This is a genomic window from Ruegeria sp. SCP11 (assembly GCF_040329455.1).
In the GTDB taxonomy this organism is placed as follows: domain Bacteria; phylum Pseudomonadota; class Alphaproteobacteria; order Rhodobacterales; family Rhodobacteraceae; genus Ruegeria; species Ruegeria atlantica_E.
On sequence record NZ_JBDZYG010000002.1, the window covers coordinates 69240 to 87417 of the forward strand.

Here is an 18178-nt window from a genome sequence, read left to right on the forward strand (position 1 = left end):
AAACCGGAGACGAAACATGGCGAATGCAAAAGGCAAAGTCACACAGATCATCGGGGCCGTCGTCGACGTGCAGTTCGATGACGCACTGCCTGAAATTCTGAACGCGCTGGAAACCACCAACAATGGCAAGCGCCTGGTGTTGGAAGTTGCTCAGCACCTGGGTGAAAACACTGTCCGCACCATCGCGATGGACGCGACCGAAGGTCTGGTCCGCGGCGAAGCGGTCACCGACACCGGCGCACCGATCTCGGTTCCGGTTGGTAACGCCACCCTGGGCCGCATCCTGAACGTGGTTGGTGAGCCGATCGACGAAAAAGGCCCGGTTGAAGCATCTGAGGCCCGCGCGATCCACCAGCCCGCACCGACCTTCGCGGAACAGTCGACCGAGTCCGAAGTTCTGGTGACCGGCATCAAGGTCGTCGACCTGCTGGCCCCTTACGCCAAAGGCGGTAAGATCGGCCTGTTCGGCGGTGCCGGCGTTGGTAAAACCGTTTTGATCATGGAACTGATCAACAACATCGCAAAAGTGCACTCGGGCTTCTCGGTGTTCGCGGGTGTTGGCGAACGGACCCGTGAAGGGAACGATCTGTACCACGAGATGATCGAATCGAACGTGATCAAGCCGGACAACCTGTCGGAATCGCAGGTGGCCCTGGTTTACGGTCAGATGAACGAACCTCCGGGAGCCCGTGCACGTGTTGCTCTGACCGGTCTGACCCTGGCCGAGCAGTTCCGCGACCAGTCCGGTACCGACGTTCTGTTCTTCGTCGACAACATCTTCCGCTTCACGCAGGCGGGCTCCGAGGTTTCGGCTCTGCTGGGTCGTATTCCTTCGGCGGTGGGTTACCAGCCGACACTGGCCACCGACATGGGTGCCCTGCAGGAACGCATCACCTCGACCAAGTCGGGCTCGATCACCTCGGTTCAGGCGATCTACGTGCCTGCGGACGACCTTACCGACCCCGCGCCGGCAACCTCGTTTGCTCACTTGGATGCGACCACCGTTCTTAACCGTGCGATCTCGGAAAAGGGTATCTACCCGGCGGTTGACCCGCTCGACTCGACCTCGCGTCTGCTCGACCCGGCCATCGTTGGTGAAGAGCATTACAAGGTTGCGACCGACGTTCAGCAGATCCTCCAGCGCTACAAGTCGCTGCAGGACATCATCGCCATCCTCGGCATGGACGAACTGTCGGAAGAGGACAAACTGACCGTGGCCCGTGCCCGTAAGATCGAACGCTTCCTGTCGCAGCCGTTCGACGTGGCCGAAGTCTTCACCGGTTCGCCGGGCGTTCAGGTTCCTCTGGATGTCACCATCTCGTCGTTCAAGGCCGTTGTGGCCGGTGAATACGATCACCTGCCCGAAGCGGCCTTCCTGATGGTTGGCGGCATCGAAGAAGTGATCGCCAAAGCCGAGAAGATGGCCGCAGAAGCCGCCTAAGGAGTATCCCTGATGGCAAACACGATGCAATTCGACCTCGTCAGCCCCGAGCGGAGCCTTGCTTCGCTCGCGGCCACCGCGGTCCAGATTCCCGGCGCGGACGGGGACATGACGGCGATGCCCGATCATGCCCCCACAATCACGACGCTGCGCCCGGGCATACTGAAGGTCGAGGCACCCGAAGGCTCCAGCGAATACCTGGTCACCGGTGGGTTTGCCCAGATCAATGGCGATGGCCTGTCGGTACTGGCCGAAAAGGCCATTCCGGTAGCCGAAGTGACCCGCACGCATCTTGACGATCTGATCGCAGAGGCGCGGGCATCGCACGAAGCGGCGAAGGAAGGCGATGATCAAACCATCGTCGACGACGCCGCCAAGCTGCTGGCCGACATGGAAGCCCTTGGGACCCATATGAGCCTGTAAGGTTCGTTCAGTTCTTGAGATTTAGAAACGGCTCTGCTTGTGCAGGGCCGTTTTTTTGTCGTGCTTTTGTCCAGATCGCGGGTTAAGCTCAAGAAATAAAATAATAAAGATGATAGTATGAAGGCTTTTCGAACCCACCCGATTGGCGTCGACCAAGGCGAGGCAGTGCTGTTTTCTGATTTCGCTGATGGAGGCGATATGTGGACAGGTGAGGGGCCGCGCGAACGGTGCTCAGCCATCACATTCAGTCAACCGTTCCGCTCGGCGCCGGTGGTACAGATCGGCGTGTCTCTTTGGGATGTCGACACGTCCTCGGCCCTGCGTGCTGAAGTGACAACGGAGAACATTACCAAGGAAGGGTTTGTTGCCGTCTTCCGGACTTGGTCTGACACCCGTATCGCGCGGATACGGGTGAACTGGACTGCGCTTGGAGAGGTCGCGCATGAGGATGATTGGGATATTTCCTAGCGCGCTGTCAGAGGCGCGCCAGAAAAGGTGTCAGCCGTCTTGTGGCTCGATCATGTCTACGCGTGTTGCGTGACGGCCGCCCTCAAATTCGGCGGAGAGAAATGCGTCGACGATGTCCAGCGCCTGGCCTTCCCCGACAACACGTGCGCCGATGGACAGCATGTTGGCGTTGTTGTGTTCACGGATCATCCGGGCCGAGAATGCGTCCGAGCACACGCCGCAGCGGATGCTTGGTACTTTGTTGGCCGCCATCATGATGCCCTGACCGGTGCCGCACAGGATGATCCCAAGCTCGCAATCGCCCGAAGCGACGGCTTGCGCGGCGGCCTTGCCGTGCAGGGGGTAGTGGGTGCTTTCAGGGGTAGTGGGGCCGATATCGACCACGTCCCAGCCCTGCGCCGCAACGTGATTGGCAACGGTCTGACGCAGTTCGATAGCTGCATGGTCGCTGGAGAGAACGATACGTTTGGTGGCGGTCACGGAAACGTCCTGCCTTTGTAGGAGTGAAAGTGAAATGGGTGGCCACCCGGACACCCATCAGAATTAGTCCATGTGGTACATGGATTCATAGATCGGAGTCAGGGTCTTATCCTCGAACAGGGAAGACACACTGGTTCCGTTCCAGATGTTCAGGATGGCCTGCGTAAAGATCGGGGCAGTCGGCACGATCCGGATGTTCTTGGCCTTGGCGATCTCTTTGGTTGGCTGGATCGTGTCGGTTAGAACCAAAGATTTCATCACGGAGTTCGTCACGCGCTCGACCGCGGGGCCGCTCATGACGCCGTGAGTGATGTAGGAGTGGACCTCTTTCGCGCCGTTATCCAGCAGCACCTGCGCCGCTTTGCAGAGTGTACCGGCGGTGTCACACATATCGTCCACGATCAGGCAGATCTTGTCTTTGACATCGCCGATCACGGTCATCTCGGCCACTTCGCCGGCCTTTTCGCGGCGTTTGTCGACGATCGACAGGGGGGCGTTGATGCGCTTGGCAAGTTCGCGGGCACGGGCCACACCACCCACGTCGGGTGACACAACCATAAGTTCATCCAGGCTGTCCTTGAACTGGTGTTTCACGTCCAGTGCAAAGATCGGCGAAGCGTAGAGGTTGTCCACCGGAATATCGAAGAAACCCTGAATCTGAGCGGCGTGCAGGTCCATGGTCAGCACCCGCTCAATCCCCGCGCCGGTCAACATGTTGGCGACCAGTTTTGCAGAGATAGGCGTGCGGGCCTTGGTGCGGCGGTCCTGACGGGCGTAGCCGAAGTAAGGGATCACAGCGGTGATCCGCTGCGCCGAGGAGCGGCGCAGAGCATCGGCAATGATCAGCAATTCCATCAGGTTGTCGTTGGCCGGGTTCGAGGTCGGCTGGACAATGAACATATCCTCGCCGCGGACGTTTTCGAAAACTTCGACGAAAATCTCGCCATCGTTGAATCGCTCGACCCGCGCATCGACCAGACCCTGATCGACGCCGCGATACAGGCTCATGCGGCGAGCAATGGATTCGGCAAGCGGAAGGTTTGCGTTCCCAGCTATTAGCTTGGGTTCGTTGAGTGTCGGCATCGGCTGAGGTCCCCGGGCAGCAATGGCAAATGTGACAGATTCGTGATGTTGACACCGCTTAGCATGGCCTTACCGTCCAGCAAAGGTAACGCAGGGGAGAAAGTGCACATGGCTCAGATTGACTACTATTTTGCGACAATTTCGCCATTCACATATCTGGCAGGTGGGCGGTTGGAAGAGGTCGCGGTCAAGCATGGTGCAACGATCAACTATAAGCCGTTGGACATCATGTCGTTGTTTGGGCGCACGGGGGGAACACCCCCCAAGGATCGCCATAAGTCACGCAATGAGTACCGTGCACAGGAACTGCTGCGTCAGTCAAGGAATCTGGGCATGGCGTTTAATCTGCAACCGGCGCATTGGCCGACGAATATGGCCCCGTCCTCTTACGCGGTGATCGCCGCAGCGAAAGACGGCTCTGGTGACGTGGGTAAACTCGTCCAGTTCCTGCTACGCGCCTGCTGGGCCGAGGAAAAGGACATCGCTCAGGACGATGTGATCCGCGATTGCCTGTCACAGGCCGGGTTTGATCCAAAACTTGCCGATAGCGGTCTGCTGGTCGGTGCCGAGACCTACGCCGCAAATCTGGAAGAGGCCGTCGATCGGGGCGTCTTTGGTGCGCCGTTCTACATCACCGAAGACGATCAACGGTTCTGGGGGCAAGACCGTCTGGATGATTTGGACCGGCACCTGACCGAGATGAAGGGCTGACAGGTAATTCCTAGATTAGAGCAAGGAACTGGTCGATATCGTCCGCGCTGATCGACCAGTCACAGACGAGGCGGCAGGCGAGGATCTCTTCATCATCTGCCCCGTCCAACTCGGCTCCCCACAGGTGGTAGACCGCCCCGGCCTCGTGCAGTTGCTTGTGCCGGGCGCGCGAGAACTTGGCAAAGATCATATTGGCCTGTGGCTCGTGCAGGAATGTCGCGCCCTTGGCGCGTAAGCCGTCGGCCAGACGCGCGCAATTGGCATTGGCCTGACGTGCCATTTGCAGCCAGAGGTCGTCCTGCAAATAGGCCGCCATTTGCGCTGACAAATAGCGGTGCTTGGAAAACAGATGCGCGCCGCGCTTGCGCCGTAACTCGAATTCCCAGGCCTTCTCTTCGTCGAAGAAGACAACCGCCTCGACCCCCATCAGCCCGTTCTTGGTACCGCCAAAACTTACCGCATCAACGCCGGATTTCCATGTCATTTCGGCCGGGGAACAATTCAGCGCCACCAGTGCATTGGTGAACCGTGCTCCATCCAGATGAACGGGGAGGCCGTATTCCTTGGCTACGTCACACAACGCCTGCAACTCACCCAGCGAATAGACCGAACCGCGTTCAGTAACCTGCGTGATCGAAACCGGCCCCCGCTGTGGACCATGAACGCCGCGCGTTTCTTCGGCCAGAATAGACTGGCGCAGGGCTTCGGGCGCCATCTTGTCGCCACCGGGCACGAGCGTCAGTTTGGCGCCGCTGTAGAATTCCGGGGAATTGCATTCATCCTCGTGGATATGAGCGACGGGAGAGCAAAAGATCGTCTCCCACGGGTTTGCCAGTGTTGAGAGCGCCAGCACGTTGGCCGCCGTCCCGGTGGCCACCAGATACACTGCCGCGCCCGGAGCCTCGAAAATTCCACGAATGCGATCCCGCACTTCGTTCATCAGAGTGTCGGCCCCGTAGGCCATCTGATACCCCTGATTGGCTTCGTTCAATGCGGCCATGACCCGAGGGTGGACCGGGCCGGAATTGTCGGAAGCGAAATACATCAGTTGGGCTCCTCAATAATGTAGTCTTCCCATTCTTCGACGGGTGTTTCGAATTCGGACACCGTGCGCCTCTGAACCGAGATTCCAGCGGCGTGCACGCTATCTGGTGTACCAGATATCAAAGGGTGCCAGTCGTAAAGAGGTTTCCCTTCCCACAGCAGCCGATAGGCGCAGGTCTGCGGCAGCCAGTAGGCGTGGTCGTCGATGTTTTCGGGCTTCATCACGATACATTCCGGCACGAACTGATGGCGGATGTCGTATTGCGTGCAGCGGCAGCTCTCATCATCCAGCAAGCGGCAGGCGACGCAGGTGAGGGCGACTTCGCCGGTGTCCTCATCCTCCAGCTTGTTCAGGCAGCACTTGCCGCAACCGTCGCACAGAGCCTCCCATTCGCGCTGGTTCATCTTACTCAGCGGTTTGCGTTCCCAGAATCGGGGACTCAGGCCATCTCGATCTATGGGGTCGGTGGTCATAGCGCTGCCAGCAGGGCGCGGGCCTTGTCGCAATCGGTGTCCATCTGGGCAACCAGACCGTCCAGCCCATCAAAGGTCATTTCGGGGCGCAGATACTCGACCAATCCAACCGACAGGGTCGCGCCGTAAAGATCGCCCGAAAAATCGAACAGGAAGGTTTCGATATTGGGCACCTCGCCGTTGAACATCGGCCGCGTCCCAACCGAGGCCGCGCCGTGATAGCTGCCCAGATGCGGGCCGTCCAAAACATCGACCAGCACCGCGTATACGCCAAATTTTGGCGGGTGCAGCCCTTCGATAGACATGTTCGCCGTGGGAAAACCCAGCTCTCGACCGCGCTGTTCGCCACCGACCACCTCACCTTCGATCCGGTGCCAGTGTCCTAGCATCGCAGCTGCATCGCTGGGGCGGCCTTCGGTCAAAGCCGTGCGGATCGCCGTTGATGAGACCACATTCTCGGACCGCTCCATAAGCGGGGCGATGGTGACGCCAAAGCCCATCTCCTGCCCAAACCGGACCATATCATCCGCTGTTCCGCTGCGGCCCTTTCCGAAACAGAAATCAGCGCCCACCACCACATGCGACAGTCCCAATCCGTCGCAGATCACGTTACGGGCGAATTCCTCTGGCGTTAGTCCCGCCAGAGCCGCGTTGAAGGGCAGCTCATATAGTTTGCGTACGCCCAGCTTTTCCAGCCGGTGCGCGCGCGCGTTGCCGCGCATAAGGCGAAAGGGTGGGGCGTCGGGCGCGAAATATTCGCGCGGGTGCGGCTCGAATGTCAGCACGCCCAATGGCGCGTTGGGGGCGGCATTGCGCGCGAGTTCGATCACCGACTGGTGGCCAACATGAACGCCGTCAAAATTCCCGATCGCCACGCTGGCGCCGCGGTCTTCAGGCTCGGTGAATTGAAAATCCCGGATGATGCGCATAGCGCTTGCCTAACGGGACTGCGGGGCGGGTTCAAGCGTATGATTGTGGTTAGGTCATCAATGGCCGGTCGCAAGTTGTCTGACCCGGTCCCGATACGTCGCATCTGCTAGTTTGGCCGCGTGCGGAGGGGCGTGCATTGTGCGTCAATTCAGTGGTTGTGCTGTGCGGCAGACTGTTCCGTTCAATCTGCCCGAGTAGTCACCCTCGGCATTGCAGAACACAACCTCAGTCTTCCACAGGAGAATGCTAAACTTCACTAACAAGCCTTGGCTAAAGGTAGATATTGCGTAGCTAAAAAGTTGATGCTTCTCTCGTGTTTGGTTTGCTAGCTGGCAACGTAGCCAAATTTCGCCATTCCACAACTTGGTCTCTAATTCAATGAAGAGGCAGCGCGCGGTGGTGGTTGTCGTCGGAATTCTCCTCTCTGCGCAAATGTTACCACGCAGGCAAAGAGCCTTTTCACTGTCACTAGAGGTTAGGGCGTCAACGCGACGCCCTTTTCTAGTTCAGCTTAAGTCAATCGAACTTGCGGGATGGCGCCAGAACCATCGCTTCGCCAATTAACACCTTTTTGCCATCCACGGCGCAGTGGCAATCCAGTTTTACCCGACGCTTGGAAAAGTCGATGTCGATTACCTTGACCTCTGCATACACCATGTCGCCGGGGCGCACCGGGGCCAGGAATTTCAGCGACTGGCCCATGTAAACCGTGCCGTGACCGGGCAGTTGCTCACCAATCACGGCCGAGATCAGGCCCGCCGTCAGCATACCGTGCGCGATCCGTCCTTCGAAAATCGTATCGCGGGCATAGTCATCGTCCAGATGTACCGGATTCCGATCAGTCGAGACCTGTGCAAACATCTCGATATCTTCATCGGTCACCACTTTGCGCAGGTGACGGGTCATGCCCATTTCGATGTCTTCAATACAGATCGTGCCGCGCGGAAGATTGTCCAACATGTCGCCCTCACTTGCATCCATTGAGCAACAAAAAGATCAATGCCGCCCCTGTTCGGCAACTTTATTACTTCGCAGGCGCAGAAAATCAAGCCTTTTCTGCTTATCTCAGGCGACCAATCGTAAAGGTGGGATTTATATTTTCCCTTGCGATGTAATCGGTTAGCGATTCATGGTGCGGATGGTGCTCAGTTTTTGTTTCTGCAGCGGCCAATCCGCCCGAGATAAACAGAGAATCAATCCCTTCTCCCATGCCCCCCAAAATGTCGGTATGTGGGCCGTCGCCGATCACCAGAATGTCGCCGTCGGGCACATCGTGACCCAGTTCCTGAAGTCGGCGGCGGGCCAGATCATAGATCGGCGGGTGCGGCTTGCCGAAGTACAGGCTCTCTCCGCCCATCTCTGTATAGAGCTTCGCCAATGCCCCCGCGCACCATTCCCGAACCTCGCCTCGGTCAACGACGATATCGGGGTTGGCACAGAGCAGTTTCATGCCCTTTTGCTTGGCATAGAGGAAATCCGGTCGGTTCACCGCCGGGTCTGCCATCGGATCAAACGGACCGCAGCAGACGATCCCTTCGGCCTCATCCAGAGGTACGCGCTCAATGTGGATTGGGTGATGCAGCAGTTTGAGCGGCTCGAAGAACCCCGCATCCCGCTCCCATTCGCCCATGAAATAGACCTTATGCCCAACTTCACCCCGGAACATCGCAGATCGCGCGGAATCGCCGCTGGTGGCGATGGTGTCATAAGCATCTGCAGGAACATTGAAGTGCAACAACTGTTCAGCAACGCCTGCGCGCGGTTTCGGAGAGTTCGTGACCAGCACCACAACTCCGCCCTTCGCCCGGTAGTCTTGCAGGGCGGCGACGGCCTCGGGGAAGGCGGTGATACCGTTATGAACACAGCCCCAAAGGTCGACAAACAGCGCCTTGTAGCGGTCGGAGACTTCGGAAAGGGCATGGATGATCTGGGTCATTGAAGGCCTCGGGGGAGTAAATATTGAAGTTGCCTCAGCTATCGCAAAGCTGGAGCGTTTTGACCATCCCGCAATGTTGATAGCCGCTGAAATACGACGCCTGTCAGTTCTCTTCCGTGATCTTTTCGACGTCTGGTGCCTGCTGGACTGTATCGGTGCCCAGAATGATCTGCGCGCCTATCCTGTTCTGAAAGCGAACGACGACCAGATAGCCGGGGCCCAGTTCCTCTCGCAGGACATCAACCAGAGGTGTCTCGCGCAGGCTTTCTGGTAAAAGCCCCACTATCGAAGAGACTTTGTATGCCGCTTCTATCGGAAGGTCGACGATCAGCCAGATATCGGCGTGTTTGCTTTTTGCGTTCACATCGACACGGATGATTTCGACCGAGACCGGATCGGCCCAGTCGCGGATAGTTTGCGCAAGCTGCGCCTCGGTTCGGGTTTCGAGGTAGCGGTTATAGGTGGATTTGCCCAGTTGAAGCACGACGAAGGCCAGAAAGGCCAACGTCACAACCACACTGGCAGTGAAATTCAATTTGCGACGTCCCTTGCTGAACGCCACCGAGTGGGCCGCATAGATGATATAGACTGCACAAGCGGATAAGATGATCGCGCCCAAGTTTGTGGCGAATAGCAATCCTGCTTCATAGGCTTCGGCCGGTTCACCGAAATAGAGCAGAACTCCCGAAGCCGACAGCGGAGGCACCAGCGAAACGCCGATGGCCGCACCGGGCAGCAGGCTGGCTTCGGACCGATTGATCTGTACGTATGCGCCCGCCACGCCTGCGGCCAGTGCGACGATCAGATCCTCGGTGCCGGGATCGGTTCTGGCCAGAACCTGATCGGGGATCAGGATGCCGCGCGGAACGTCAGCGACATATACAAGACACCAGGCGAGCAGAACGCACAAAACCGCCGACCCACAAACAATCAGGGCGAGGTTAAACGCGCGCGCCAACCAGCCCATGACCATGGCTGCAGCAACGCCCAGAATAGGGGTCATCAGCGGGGCCACCAGCATCGCGGCGATGACCACCGCTCCGGAATTTCGCAGCATACCCATCGTGGCAATCACGACGGACAGCGTCAGCAGCATAGCAAAGCGTCTCCAATAGGCCGCTATGTCGTTGCCTTCGAACCGCAGGATGCTGCGTGTTATACTTAACTTACGCGTACTCATAAGTTGGATCTGATCCGGTTCCGCTTGTGTCAACCAGAGTAGCAACGGAAGCGGTTTGCGCAAATCCTGCACCGCAATGAAAAAAAGGCGCCCACTTGGGACGCCTTTTCTTTAATGTGTTCCGAAGATCAGACTTTGAGGTTCGGAATGATCTGCTTTTTCCGGCTCATGATACCGGGCAGGACCACAGCATCGCCGTCGACCGAAGCGCCAAAGCTTTTCTCGGCCACGCCTTTGACCAGATCGTTGGGGACCAGCAGGGTGGCCTCTTCGTTCAGAATGTCGACTACGAATAACAGCACCTGATCAACGCTGTCTTCCTTGGCAACGTCCACCATCGAGTCGGCCAGGCTGGCCTTGCGGTCCAGTACGACGCCCGGTGCGGTGGTTTCCAGAACCGAGACGCGGAACTTCGTGCCGTCGACTTCGTATTCTTTGCTGTCCATGCGGATCAGTTCGGCGTCCGAAAAGGACGAGACATCCGATTTCGCCGCGAACATGTCAGCGGCATAGGCCGAAACGTCCAAGCCCAGATCGGCGGCCAATTTCTCTGCCACTTCGCGGTCATGCGCGGTGGTGGTGGGCGAGCGGAATTCCAGCGTGTCCGACAGAATGCAGGTCAGCGCGGCGCCTTTGATGGCGTCGGGCATCTTGGTGGCGTCGTCGCCCATCAGGTCGACCATGATGGTCGCGGTGCAGGCCAGCGGGCGCACAGTAATGTCGATCGGGCCTTTGGTCTCCAGGCCGCCGACCAGCTTGTGGTGGTCGATGATGGCGCGGATGTCGGCGCTGTTGACGCTGGCGGGCAATTCGGCCGGGTTGTTGGTGTCGACGATGACAACCGGAGCGTCAGCCTCGACGTCGTCGATGATGCGCGGCTTGGGCAAGTCCCAGCGCTGCAGCATGAACGCGGCTTCGGTGTTGGGTTCGCCCAGTAGCACGGGCTCGGCCTGTTCGCCTTTGACTTCGTTCAGGTACCACGACCAAAGGATCGGAGAGCCGGTGGAATCGGTGTCGGGGGATTTGTGACCAAATACGAGGGTTGTCATGTCAGCGTCCTGAGGATGATAAATTTGCGCGCCTTATAGGGCGCTCTACCGGGGTTGTCACCCGGCAGTGAGCAAGCTGCGACGGTTGGTCTGATATTATTTGTGCTTGGTTAGAACGGGGCGCGGGTCAGAGTGTATCCGGCTTGCTGCAACTGGTTCAGAAGCCCGTGTTCACCACCCAGGTGCCCGGCCCCGACCGCGATCACCGCTGTCTGATCCTGAATGCCCAGAATGTGTTCCATCCAGTTGTTGTTCCGCCCAATAAGAAGCTGCTGTTCGAACCCGTCCCACTCCTCATCAAAAGTCTCTTGCGACAGGCCGGAAGCGTCGCGCCCCTGTAGGCGCGCCAGTTGAATGATCTCGCCGTGCTGCTCTTCGATATAGGCATTTGCCATCGTCGCCAACTGGTCTTCACTACCCTCAAGGGCATCAGCCATCCGCACGAGGGATTGAACCTGTTTCTCTATGGGGTGGCTGTCGAAGATAGCCATCAGGTCGTCAATTTCTTCAAGCGAGAATTGTGGAATGGCATGTTCTTCGGCCAGATCGGTCAGGCGTGCGTCCATACCATGATTGGCGTTTGGGTCTTGCATCATACATGGCGGGATGCCCAGCATCATGCTCAGAAACCACGGGCGCATTTTTGCGGCCATCCAGCTGGGGATGCCGCGCTCGGCCAGTCCGGCTGATAGCGCGGCCCAGTCATCCTCTGGCATCATGTCGATAAGGGTTGGCCCTGACGTGATCAGAACAGGGCTGAGATCACCGGCCAAACTCTTTTCAAAGTCGCTCAACTTGTCTTCGGTGATTTCAAAGTAAAACGCGTCGGCTTGGCTGAGCACCGGAGTCAGACGCTCGACCACAGCATCCATGCGCGGGTCGTTGCTGTGGAGAGTTCCGATCACGTGCAAAACCGTGTCGCCCTTGGATGCAACCCAATGGTTGCCTTCGGGAAATGGGGTCTCGGCCAGTGCCTGTTCGATTTCGGCCTGCAGCTCGGGAGCCAAGTCCGCTCTTAAATCACGTCCTTCACAAGCCGCGTACGCGCTGATCGGCAGGAACAAGGAAACGAAAAGGAACAACAAACGCATTGGGGCCATCCAGTAAACTCGGCAAAGATATCTTCCGTGACCTTGCCGCGACCAAAGCGTTGGTTCAAGTAACTTGCTGTGTCGCCGGGCGTATCTGTGTCTGGCATTCCACAGCAAATAGCCTAGCATGCGGTCATGGAGCGTGAGCAGGACCTTTATCCCCCCGTCAAAGCGTTGTTGGAGCGTCAGGGCTATACCGTCAAAGGCGAGGTTGGCGCGGCCGACATCGTCGCCGTTAGAAAAGGTGAGGAGCCGGTGATCGTCGAACTGAAGCTGCGGTTCTCTCTGGCGCTTTTCCATCAGGCGATCACACGTCTGAAAGTAACCGATCTGGTTTACATCGCCGTCTGCAAGCCAAAAGGTCGTACGGCCCGACGGGCGCTAAAGGACAATCTGGCATTGTGTCGGCGTTTGGGTCTTGGGCTGATCACGGTGCGCGCAGATGGCGCAGTTGAGGTTCAGTGTGATCCCGGCCCCTACGCACCGCGCAAGAACAAAGCCAAGGCTGGGCGATTGCTGCGTGAATTCGAAAGGCTGGAAGGTGATCCGAATGCGGGTGGCGCCACACGACACGGCCTTGTCACGGCCTACCGTCAGGACGCACTGAAATGCGCGGCGCATCTGGCCGAATGGGGCGCGACCAAAGGAGCGGACGTGGCCAAAGCCACCGGCGTCTTGGAAGCTACCCGCCTGATGCGAGACAATCACTATGGTTGGTTCGACAAGATCGAAAAGGGTGTTTATGGCCTGTCCTCTGCTGGACAAGAGGGTCTGAAACACTGGGCTTACAGCTGGGAACAGGCTAACTGAGGCCGATTGACAAAAAATCTATCACAGCTTGTTGACTCGGGGATTTGGACCCCCTAGCTATTCGTCGTTATCACTCGCAAGGGTCGAGTGCTAATGCCTCGTCAGTCGGCGAGGGGAGGATAAACAAACTTTGAGCCCAAGGAGCTGCAAAGATGGCATTGAAACCGCTTCATGACCGTGTGCTGGTTCGCCGCGTAGAGAGCGAAGAGAAAACCGCAGGCGGCCTGATCATTCCTGACAGCGCTAAAGAAAAGCCCAGCGAAGGCGAAGTCGTCGCAACCGGCGAAGGCGCGCGTAAGGACAGCGGCGAGCTGATCGCAATGGCTGTAAAAGCTGGTGACAAGATCCTGTTCGGCAAATGGTCGGGCACCGAGGTTCAGGTCAACGGCGAAGAGCTGCTGATGATGAAAGAAAGCGACATCATGGGGATCATCGAGTAAGCCCGCGCGCTTTCTCTGATCTTCATTCCAATACATTTTCTCGAGGAGAAACGACATGGCTGCAAAGGACGTCAAGTTCGACACCGATGCCCGTAACCGTATGCTGGCAGGTGTGAACATCCTGGCCGATGCTGTTAAAGTGACCCTGGGCCCCAAAGGCCGCAACGTGGTTCTGGACAAATCCTTCGGCGCACCGCGCATCACCAAAGACGGTGTTTCGGTTGCCAAGGAAATCGAACTGGAAGACAAGTTCGAAAACATGGGCGCGCAGATGGTGAAAGAAGTCGCCAGCCGCACCAATGACGAAGCCGGCGACGGCACCACCACCGCAACCGTTCTGGCCCAAGCCATCGTCCGCGAAGGTCTGAAGCAGGTTGCAGCGGGTCTGAACCCGATGGACCTGAAGCGTGGCATCGACCTGGCAACTGCCAAAGTTGTTGAAGGCATCAAAGACGCTTCGCGCGAAGTCAAAGACTCGGCAGAAGTTGCTCAGGTTGGCACCATCTCGGCCAACGGCGAAGCCGAAATCGGCCAGCAGATCGCAGACGCGATGCAGAAGGTTGGCAACGAAGGCGTTATCACCGTCGAAGAAAACAAAGGTCTGGAAACCGAGACCGACGTTGTCGAAGGTATGCAGTTCGACCGTGGCTACCTGTCGCCCTACTTCGTCACCAATGCAGACAAGATGATCGCCGAGCTCGACGACTGCATGATCCTGCTGCACGAAAAGAAACTGTCCTCGCTGCAGCCGATGGTTCCGCTGCTCGAGCAGGTGATCCAGTCGCAAAAGCCGCTGCTGATCATTGCTGAGGACGTTGAAGGCGAAGCGCTGGCGACCCTTGTGGTCAACAAGCTGCGCGGCGGCCTGAAAATTGCTGCTGTCAAAGCACCGGGCTTCGGCGATCGCCGCAAAGCCATGCTGCAGGACATCGCAATCCTGACCGGCGGTCAGGTCATCAGCGAAGATCTGGGCATGAAGCTCGAGTCCGTCACCATGGACATGCTGGGCACCGCCAAGAAAATCGAAATCACCAAAGACGAAACCACCATCGTCGACGGTGCTGGCGAGAAAGCCGAGATCGAAGCACGTGTTGCCCAGATCCGCACCCAGATCGAAGAAACTTCGTCGGACTACGACCGTGAGAAGCTGCAAGAGCGTGTTGCCAAACTGGCAGGCGGTGTTGCTGTTATCCGCGTCGGCGGCATGACCGAAGTTGAAGTGAAAGAGCGTAAAGACCGTGTGGACGATGCTCTGAACGCAACTCGCGCAGCCGTTCAGGAAGGCGTTGTTGTGGGCGGTGGTGTTGCTCTGGTTCAGGCCGGTAAAGCACTGGAAGCTCTGGAAGGTGCAAACGCTGACCAGAACGCAGGCATCAACATCGTTCGTAAGGCTATCGAAGCGCCGCTGCGCCAGATCGCTGAGAACGCAGGTGTTGACGGTGCGGTTGTTGCTGGCAAAGTTCGCGAATCTTCGGACGCTGCCTTCGGCTTCAACGCGCAGTCGGAAGAATATGGCGACATGTTCTCGTTCGGCGTCATCGACCCGGCCAAAGTTGTCCGTACCGCTCTGGAAGATGCGGCATCGGTTGCTGGTCTGCTGGTCACCACCGAAGCAATGGTTGCTGACAAGCCGCAGAAAGATGCGCCTGCCGCAGGCGGCATGCCCGACATGGGCGGCATGGGCGGCATGATGTAAGCTGCTTAGGCCATAGTGCTTAACGACGGGGTCGCCTTCGGGCGGCCCCGTTTTTTTGTTTTATCGCTCGTGCAGGTATGTGAGTGTCCAAGTCACCATGAAACCGCTATGCGATTGATATGAGACTTTTCCTTCTCACCGCCCTGACCATGTGCGCCTTTGCGGCGAATTCGATCCTGAACCGTCTGGCCATTGATAGCGGTGCCAGCGATCCTGCGGGGTTCGCTGTGGTTCGGGTTCTAACCGGGGCCGTGGTGCTGGCCTGTCTGGTTTGGTTGAAGGCCGGCCATTTGCCGTTGCGTAATCGGCGCAGGGTCGCCGGGGCCGGGTCGCTCGCGCTTTACATGATTGGGTTCTCGGTCGCCTATCTGACACTGGATGCCGGGCTGGGCGCGCTGATTTTGTTCGGAGTAGTGCAGATCACCATGTTCGCGGTGACGTCTGTGACAGGCAACGCCCCAACCGCTCGTCAGTTGGCTGGCGCTGCGATTGCGTTGACGGGATTGGCCTATGTGCTTTGGCCATCGGGCGCAGTGCAGGTCGACCTGATTGGAGCGGCTCTGATGACCGCCGCCGGGATAGGTTGGGGAATTTATTCACTGGTCGGGCGATCCGAGCCGGACGCATTGGCCGGAACGGCCGCCAATTTTGTCGTTGCATTGCCGGTGACTGCGCTGGCCCTTCTGGCGGTCGGAGGGGATTGGCAGATGACCGGGGCAGGCTACGTGCTGGCAGCAGTTTCCGGCGGCATCACGTCCGGCATGGGCTATGCGCTCTGGTATCGTATCTTGCCGCAACTGGCGCCCGGTACGGCAGCTGTGGTGCAACTGAGCGTGCCAATCATCGCCATCATTGGTGGCGTTCTGCTGTTGGGAGAGATTGCCGGCCTTCGGCTGATCCTGGGGGCAGTGCTGGTGTTGGGCGGTATCGCGCTGGCTGTCCTGCGCCTGAAACCGCGCTAGGGGTTTCATCGCGCCCGGTTAAGCCTTATCTGGCGGCTATGAGATACTTGCTCGCCCTGTTTCTGTTCCTTGTTCCCGCCGTCGCGCAAGCGAAATGCGTGGTGCTTCTGCATGGATTAGCGCGGACCGAGGCCTCATTTACCATCATGGAGCAGCTGTTCCAGGCGCATGGCTACACGGTCGTTCGTCCAGGTTATCCGTCGACCGACCTGCCAATCCCGGAACTGGCCAATCAAACCCTGCCGGACGCTTTCGCATCCTGCGGGGACGACTCAGTAAACGTCGTTGCTCATTCGATGGGCGGTATCCTGCTGCGCTATTGGCTACAGGACAATCACCCCGAGAATTTGGGTCGCGTAGTCATGCTTGGGCCGCCGAACCAGGGCAGCCAGTTGGTAGATGAACTGGGGGCTTGGGAGGTGTTCGGCATGCTGAATGGCCCTGCAGGGTTGGCACTGGGTACCGGTCCCGAGGGTATCCCGCGAAAATTGCCGCCAGTAGATTTCGAGCTGGGTGTGATCGCGGGTGAGAACTCTTTAAATCCGTTGTTTTCGTCAATGATTGACGGCCGGGATGATGGCAAGGTGTCAATCGAGACCACAAAGGTTGAGGGCATGGCGGATCATATCGTTCTGCCGGTGACCCATACCTTCATGATGAACAACCCCCGTGTGATGGCGCAGGCGTTGCATTTCATCGAATTTGGCCAATTCGATCCGCAGATCACCTGGCTAGATGGAGTGATGGATATCATCGACGAAATCTGTATCGGGCAGGACTGCTCAGAACCTGTTTCGGAGCTATCGCAATGACCGCATTGAATCTGACCCTGACCGGCGCAGAGGTGCTGTTGCCGGACCAAGGGATCACGCGCGCCGATTTGTCTCTGGCCGATGGTGTCATTCAGTCTGATCACACTGGCCGTTCGGTCGATCTGTCCGGTTACCTCGTTCTGCCTGGCATCATTGATCTGCATGGGGATGGGTTCGAGCGACACATCGCACCCCGCCGTGGGGCGATGAAACAGATGGAGGAGGGGATCCTCTCGGTCGAAGCCGAACTGGCCGCGAATGGTATAACCACTGCAGTTCTGGCCCAGTTTCACAGTTGGGAAGGTGGGGTGCGCGGCCCGAAATTTGCAGGGCAGGTTTTTGACGCCATCGCCTCGGTAAAAGATCGCGTTGTCACTGATCTGATGCCCCAATTGCGGTTCGAGACGCATATGCTGGACGACTATGCGGGCCTGCCTGAACGGATTGCCAAATGGCAGGTGCCTTACGTTGTGTTCAACGATCATTTGCCGCACGACCGCCTAGCCGAAGGGCGCAAGCCGCCGCGTTTGACGGGTCAGGCTTTGAAGGCGGGGCGGAACCCCGACGTTCATTTCGAAATGCTTCTGTCCATGCATGCCCGTACAGCTGAGGTTCCGGGAGCGCTGGATGACCTTTGCACGGTGCTAGCAGAGCAGGGCGTCCGCATGGGCAGCCATGACGACACTACCGCCCAAACCCGCGCCGATTGGCGCGCGCGGGGGGCGCAGATAGCCGAATTCCCAGAAACGCCAGAAGCGGCCGAGGCCGCGCGCGCAGCTGGGGATTATATCATTCTGGGCTCGCCCAATGTCGTGCGCGGTGGATCGCACAAGGGTAATGCCAGCGCGCTGGATCTTATTGCAATGGGCTATTGTGATGCGCTTGCCTCGGACTACCACTATCCCAGCCCGCGTCGCGCCGCGCTGATGCTGGCCAAGTCTGGTTTGATAGATCTGGCAGGGGCATGGGCGCTGGTCTCATCCGGACCGGCCCGCGTTCTTGGACTGCGGGATCGCGGAACGCTGGCCCATGGCCAACGCGCCGATTTGGTAATCCTAGACGCCGAAACGCATCGCGTCGCGGCTACGCTGGCAGGTGGGCGTGTCAGCTATATGGCTGGAGATATCGCGGCACGGTTCGTGGGCTGA

Annotated in this window: 20 protein-coding genes; 10 read left to right on the forward strand and 10 right to left on the reverse strand. The window is 58.3% G+C overall.

Annotated features, from left to right (window positions below):
* Positions 1-16 precede the first annotated feature (16 nt).
* The 3 genes from atpD to ABLN94_RS03385 all read left to right on the forward strand — a co-directional run bounded on the left by atpD (position 17) and on the right by ABLN94_RS03385 (position 2332).
* Positions 17-1441, forward strand: a complete 1425-nt coding sequence (gene atpD, locus ABLN94_RS03375) for a F0F1 ATP synthase subunit beta (RefSeq protein WP_352989157.1) — start codon at positions 17-19, stop codon at positions 1439-1441.
* A gap of 12 nt (positions 1442-1453) precedes the next feature.
* Positions 1454-1864: a F0F1 ATP synthase subunit epsilon gene (locus ABLN94_RS03380; protein ID WP_352989159.1), complete on the forward strand. Its 411-nt coding sequence runs from the start codon at positions 1454-1456 to the stop codon at positions 1862-1864.
* Positions 1865-1981: 117 nt separating this feature from the next.
* Complete coding sequence (locus ABLN94_RS03385; RefSeq protein ID WP_352989161.1) at positions 1982-2332, forward strand: H-type lectin domain-containing protein; 351 nt, start codon at positions 1982-1984, stop codon at positions 2330-2332.
* A 30-nt stretch (positions 2333-2362) separates the two neighbouring features.
* Here ABLN94_RS03385 and rpiB read toward each other — a convergent pair whose 3' ends face one another.
* The gene (rpiB, locus tag ABLN94_RS03390; protein WP_352989164.1) at positions 2363-2812 is read right to left on the reverse strand and encodes a ribose 5-phosphate isomerase B; all 450 of its coding nucleotides are present in this window, start codon (positions 2810-2812) and stop codon (positions 2363-2365) included.
* Positions 2813-2875: 63 nt separating this feature from the next.
* A complete protein-coding gene (locus ABLN94_RS03395; protein WP_170495892.1) occupies positions 2876-3895 on the reverse strand; it encodes a ribose-phosphate pyrophosphokinase in 1020 nt (339 codons plus the stop codon).
* 108 nt (positions 3896-4003) lie between these two features.
* Here ABLN94_RS03395 and ABLN94_RS03400 point away from each other — a divergent pair, with 108 nt between their 5' ends.
* Entirely contained in the window at positions 4004-4606 is a 603-nt protein-coding gene (locus ABLN94_RS03400; protein ID WP_352989167.1) for a 2-hydroxychromene-2-carboxylate isomerase, read from the forward strand.
* A gap of 10 nt (positions 4607-4616) precedes the next feature.
* On the opposite strand, the gene ABLN94_RS03405 is transcribed toward ABLN94_RS03400, so the two are convergent.
* From ABLN94_RS03405 to ABLN94_RS03440, 8 genes are all read right to left on the reverse strand, one after another.
* Entirely contained in the window at positions 4617-5651 is a 1035-nt protein-coding gene (locus tag ABLN94_RS03405) for a threonine aldolase family protein (protein ID WP_352989170.1), read from the reverse strand.
* Entirely contained in the window at positions 5651-6124 is a 474-nt protein-coding gene (locus tag ABLN94_RS03410; RefSeq protein WP_352989172.1) for a YcgN family cysteine cluster protein, read from the reverse strand. The genes ABLN94_RS03405 and ABLN94_RS03410 overlap by 1 nt, the downstream gene beginning before the upstream one ends.
* Positions 6121-7053 carry a bifunctional riboflavin kinase/FAD synthetase gene (locus ABLN94_RS03415; protein WP_352989174.1) on the reverse strand — a complete coding sequence of 311 codons (933 nt, stop codon included), beginning with the start codon at positions 7051-7053 and terminating at the stop codon, positions 6121-6123. The genes ABLN94_RS03410 and ABLN94_RS03415 overlap by 4 nt, the downstream gene beginning before the upstream one ends.
* A gap of 517 nt (positions 7054-7570) precedes the next feature.
* The gene (locus ABLN94_RS03420) at positions 7571-8014 is read right to left on the reverse strand and encodes a MaoC family dehydratase (protein ID WP_170495882.1); all 444 of its coding nucleotides are present in this window, start codon (positions 8012-8014) and stop codon (positions 7571-7573) included.
* Positions 8015-8114: 100 nt separating this feature from the next.
* Positions 8115-8990, reverse strand: a complete 876-nt coding sequence (locus tag ABLN94_RS03425; protein WP_352989176.1) for an HAD family hydrolase — start codon at positions 8988-8990, stop codon at positions 8115-8117.
* A 103-nt stretch (positions 8991-9093) separates the two neighbouring features.
* Entirely contained in the window at positions 9094-10170 is a 1077-nt protein-coding gene (locus ABLN94_RS03430; RefSeq protein WP_352989178.1) for a DUF389 domain-containing protein, read from the reverse strand.
* A gap of 128 nt (positions 10171-10298) precedes the next feature.
* Positions 10299-11219 carry a manganese-dependent inorganic pyrophosphatase gene (locus ABLN94_RS03435; protein ID WP_352989180.1) on the reverse strand — a complete coding sequence of 307 codons (921 nt, stop codon included), beginning with the start codon at positions 11217-11219 and terminating at the stop codon, positions 10299-10301.
* A gap of 110 nt (positions 11220-11329) precedes the next feature.
* Positions 11330-12310, reverse strand: coding sequence for a TraB/GumN family protein (locus tag ABLN94_RS03440; RefSeq protein WP_352989183.1), 981 nt, complete (start codon positions 12308-12310; stop codon positions 11330-11332).
* Positions 12311-12445: 135 nt separating this feature from the next.
* Here ABLN94_RS03440 and ABLN94_RS03445 point away from each other — a divergent pair, with 135 nt between their 5' ends.
* From ABLN94_RS03445 to ABLN94_RS03470, 6 genes are all read left to right on the forward strand, one after another.
* Positions 12446-13120, forward strand: a complete 675-nt coding sequence (locus ABLN94_RS03445) for a DUF2161 domain-containing phosphodiesterase (RefSeq protein ID WP_352989185.1) — start codon at positions 12446-12448, stop codon at positions 13118-13120.
* Positions 13121-13272: 152 nt separating this feature from the next.
* A complete protein-coding gene (gene groES, locus ABLN94_RS03450) occupies positions 13273-13560 on the forward strand; it encodes a co-chaperone GroES (RefSeq protein WP_010441779.1) in 288 nt (95 codons plus the stop codon).
* 55 nt (positions 13561-13615) lie between these two features.
* Entirely contained in the window at positions 13616-15256 is a 1641-nt protein-coding gene (gene groL / locus ABLN94_RS03455; RefSeq protein ID WP_352989188.1) for a chaperonin GroEL, read from the forward strand.
* 119 nt (positions 15257-15375) lie between these two features.
* The gene (locus ABLN94_RS03460) at positions 15376-16218 is read left to right on the forward strand and encodes a DMT family transporter (RefSeq protein ID WP_352989191.1); all 843 of its coding nucleotides are present in this window, start codon (positions 15376-15378) and stop codon (positions 16216-16218) included.
* 38 nt (positions 16219-16256) lie between these two features.
* A complete protein-coding gene (locus ABLN94_RS03465; protein WP_352989193.1) occupies positions 16257-17030 on the forward strand; it encodes an alpha/beta fold hydrolase in 774 nt (257 codons plus the stop codon).
* Positions 17027-18178: an alpha-D-ribose 1-methylphosphonate 5-triphosphate diphosphatase gene (locus ABLN94_RS03470; RefSeq protein WP_352989196.1), complete on the forward strand. Its 1152-nt coding sequence runs from the start codon at positions 17027-17029 to the stop codon at positions 18176-18178. Before ABLN94_RS03465 ends, ABLN94_RS03470 begins: the two co-directional genes overlap by 4 nt.